Below are 2,664 nucleotides of genomic sequence, written 5' to 3'. Positions count from 1 at the left end.
CTAACGCCGCACATCGCCGCCTGATGCGGAGAAGGTGTTGAGTTCGAGGGGTCCGAGGAGGGCCATGTCGCCGGGGATGGAGTGCTTGAGCGCGGTGTAGGCGAGGCCGGCGTGCGCCAGGGCGGTGACGTCGCCGCCCTCGAGCCAGCGGTGGAGCACGCCTGCGGCGAAGGCATCGCCGGTGCCGATGCGGTCGACGATGCCGGTGACGTCGATCTCGCTGGTCTGGTGCGCGGCCATGCGGCTGTCGACGCGCGCGGCGATGCGGTGGTGGTCGCCCGTCACCACGTGGCGCGCGGTCGAGGCGATCAGCTCGAGCCGGGGGAAGGCCTCGAACATCGCCTCGGCGGCCTCGCGGCGGCGCTCGGCGCCGTCGCCCGGGAAGGGCCTCGCCAGCAGCAGCGCGATGTCGCGATGGTTGCCGATCATGATCGTCGCGGCGCCGAACAGTTCGGTGAGGATGGCGCGCGGGTCGCTGTCCCAGGCCTCCCACAAGAGCGCGCGGTAGTTGCCGTCGAAGCAGATCGGCACATCGGCGGCTTGCGCCGCGGCCACCGCCGCGCGGGCGAGGTCCACCCCTTGCGGGCCCTGCGCGGGGGTGATTCCGGACAGGTGCAGCAAGGCCGCGCCGTCCAGCGCGCGCGTCCAGTCGAAGTCTTCAGGGCGCGAGTTTGCGAAGAGGCTGCCCGCGCGGTCGTACGTGATGGCGGAAGGCCGCAGGCCCGCCCCGGTCTCGAGGAAGTAGAGCCCCATGCGGCCCGGGCCACGCGCGATGTGCGCGGTGCCCACGCCCGCCGCGCCCAGCGCCGCGCGCGCGGTGTCGCCCAGCGGCCCCGTCGGCAGGCAGGTCAGCATCTGCGTCGCGTGGCCGAGCGAGGAAAGCCCCGCCGCCACGTTCGCTTCCGCGCCGCCCACCGCCATGTCGAGCGCCTGGCACTGTGCGGTGAGCCGCCCGGTGGGCGTCGCGAAGCGCAGCAGCATCTCGCCAAAGCACACGACGTGTCCGCTGCGGGACGGGAGCTGGGCCTGGGGTCGGGGCGGGGTCATGGTCTGCGGTCTCAGCGCGCCAGCCAGCCGCCGTCGACGGCGAGCACCTGGCCGGTGACGTAGTCGGAGGCCGAGGAGGCGAGGAACACCGCGGCGCCCGCGATGTCGGCGGGATCGCCCCAGCGCCCCGCCGGGATGCGCTCGAGGATCTGGCGCGAACGGGTCTCGTCGGCCTGGAGCGCGGCGGTGTTGTTGGTCGCGATGTAGCCGGGCGCGATGGCGTTGACCTGCACGCCCATCGGCGCGAGCTCGTTGGCCATGGCCTTGGTCACCCCGCCCACGCCCGACTTGGCCGCGGCGTAGCTGGGCACGCGGATGCCGCCCTGGAAGGTGAGCAGCGAGGCGATGTTGACGATCTTGCCCGATCCCCTCTCGGCCATGCCGCGCGCGGCGGCCTGGCTGAGGAAGAACAGGGTCTTGAGGTTCGTATCGATCACCGCGTCCCAGTCCGCCTCGGAAAACCGGAGCAGGTCCTCGCGCCGGATGATCCCGGCGTTGTTGACGAGAATGTCGATGGGGCCAAGGCCCGCCTCGGCCTCGGCCATCACGCGCTCGACCGGCTCGATCGAGGAAAGGTCGGCCTTGATGTTCAGGGCCTCGCGGCCGGTCTTGGCAATGAGCGCAAGGGTCTCGGTGGGGTCGCTGCGTCCGGCAAGCGCGACGTCGGCGCCCGCCTCGGCCAGCGCCACGGCAATGGCCTGGCCGATGCCGGTGTTGGCGCCGGTGACGAGCGCGCGCCGGCCCTGGAGGCTGAAGGAAATCGCCATCTGTTCGCCCTCCCTTACTGAAGCTGGCAGATGTCGAGGACGTTCATGTCGGTGTAGTCGAGGTTTTCCCCGCCCATGGCCCAGATGAACGCGTACTTCTTGGTGCCCGAGCCCATGTGGATCGACCAGGGCGGGCTGATCACCGCCTCCTCGTTGGCGATGACGATGTGGCGCATCTGGTCGGGCTCGCCCATGTAGTGGAAGATGCGGTCGTTCTCTTCGGGAAGGTCGAAGTAGAGGTAGATCTCCGAGCGGCGGTCGTGGAGGTGCGGGGGCATGGTGTTCCACACCGAGCCTTCTTCCAGCACGGTGAGGCCAAGCAGGAGCTGCGCGCTCTCGCACACGCCGGGAATGACGAGCTGGTAGATCGTGCGCTGGTTCGAGTTGGCCAGGTCGCCGCGCGCCAGCGGGTTGGCCTCGCCAAGCGTGATGTGCTTGATCGGGCAGGCCTTGTGGGCGGGAACCGACGCGATGTAGAAGCGCGCGCCCTCACCCTCGAACACCACCTCCTTGCTGCCCATGGGCACGTAGAGGCATTCCTTGTTCTGCATCTCGAAGCGCTGGCCATCGACGGTGATCGCGCCCGCCCCGCCGATGTTGACGATGCCCGCCTCGCGCCGTTCCAGGAAAGGATGCCCCTCGGCGCTCTTGGGCTCGCTCTGCGCGGGCAGCACCAGCGGCCCGCCCGAAGGCACCGCCCCCCCGATCACGAAGCGCTCGTTGTGCGAGTAGTTCAGGCAAACCTTGCCCGCCTCGAACATGCCTCCCACCAGGTAACGGTCGCGAAGCTCCTCGTTCGACACGCACTCCATCATGTCCGGATGCGTCGCGTGGTAGGTCTTGCAGAACA

General features: G+C 69.9%; 3 protein-coding genes. All 3 read right to left on the bottom strand.

Annotation, left to right across the window (positions count from 1 at the left end):
• Positions 1–1,047: a sugar kinase gene (locus tag HT136_RS25960; RefSeq protein WP_214202643.1), complete on the bottom strand. Its 1,047-nt coding sequence runs from the start codon at positions 1,045–1,047 to the stop codon at positions 1–3.
• Positions 1,048–1,058: 11 nt separating this feature from the next.
• The gene (gene kduD / locus HT136_RS25955) at positions 1,059–1,814 is read right to left on the bottom strand and encodes a 2-dehydro-3-deoxy-D-gluconate 5-dehydrogenase KduD (RefSeq protein ID WP_214202642.1); all 756 of its coding nucleotides are present in this window, start codon (positions 1,812–1,814) and stop codon (positions 1,059–1,061) included.
• A gap of 14 nt (positions 1,815–1,828) precedes the next feature.
• Positions 1,829–2,664 (bottom strand): 5-dehydro-4-deoxy-D-glucuronate isomerase (kduI, locus tag HT136_RS25950; protein WP_214202641.1); only part of this gene is annotated, 836 nt, incomplete at its 5' end.

The organism is Novosphingobium profundi (assembly GCF_018491765.1).
Classification (GTDB): domain Bacteria; phylum Pseudomonadota; class Alphaproteobacteria; order Sphingomonadales; family Sphingomonadaceae; genus Novosphingobium; species Novosphingobium profundi.
This window is presented reverse-complemented; position numbering and strand designations above follow the sequence as displayed.

What these genes read in the sequence shown, in the direction of transcription:
- HT136_RS25960 (WP_214202643.1), bottom strand. Translation starts at nt 1,047, where the DNA reads ATGACCCCGCCCCGACCCCAGGCCCAGCTCCCGTCCCGCAGCGGACAC.
- kduD (WP_214202642.1), bottom strand. Translation starts at nt 1,814, where the DNA reads ATGGCGATTTCCTTCAGCCTCCAGGGCCGGCGCGCGCTCGTCACCGGC.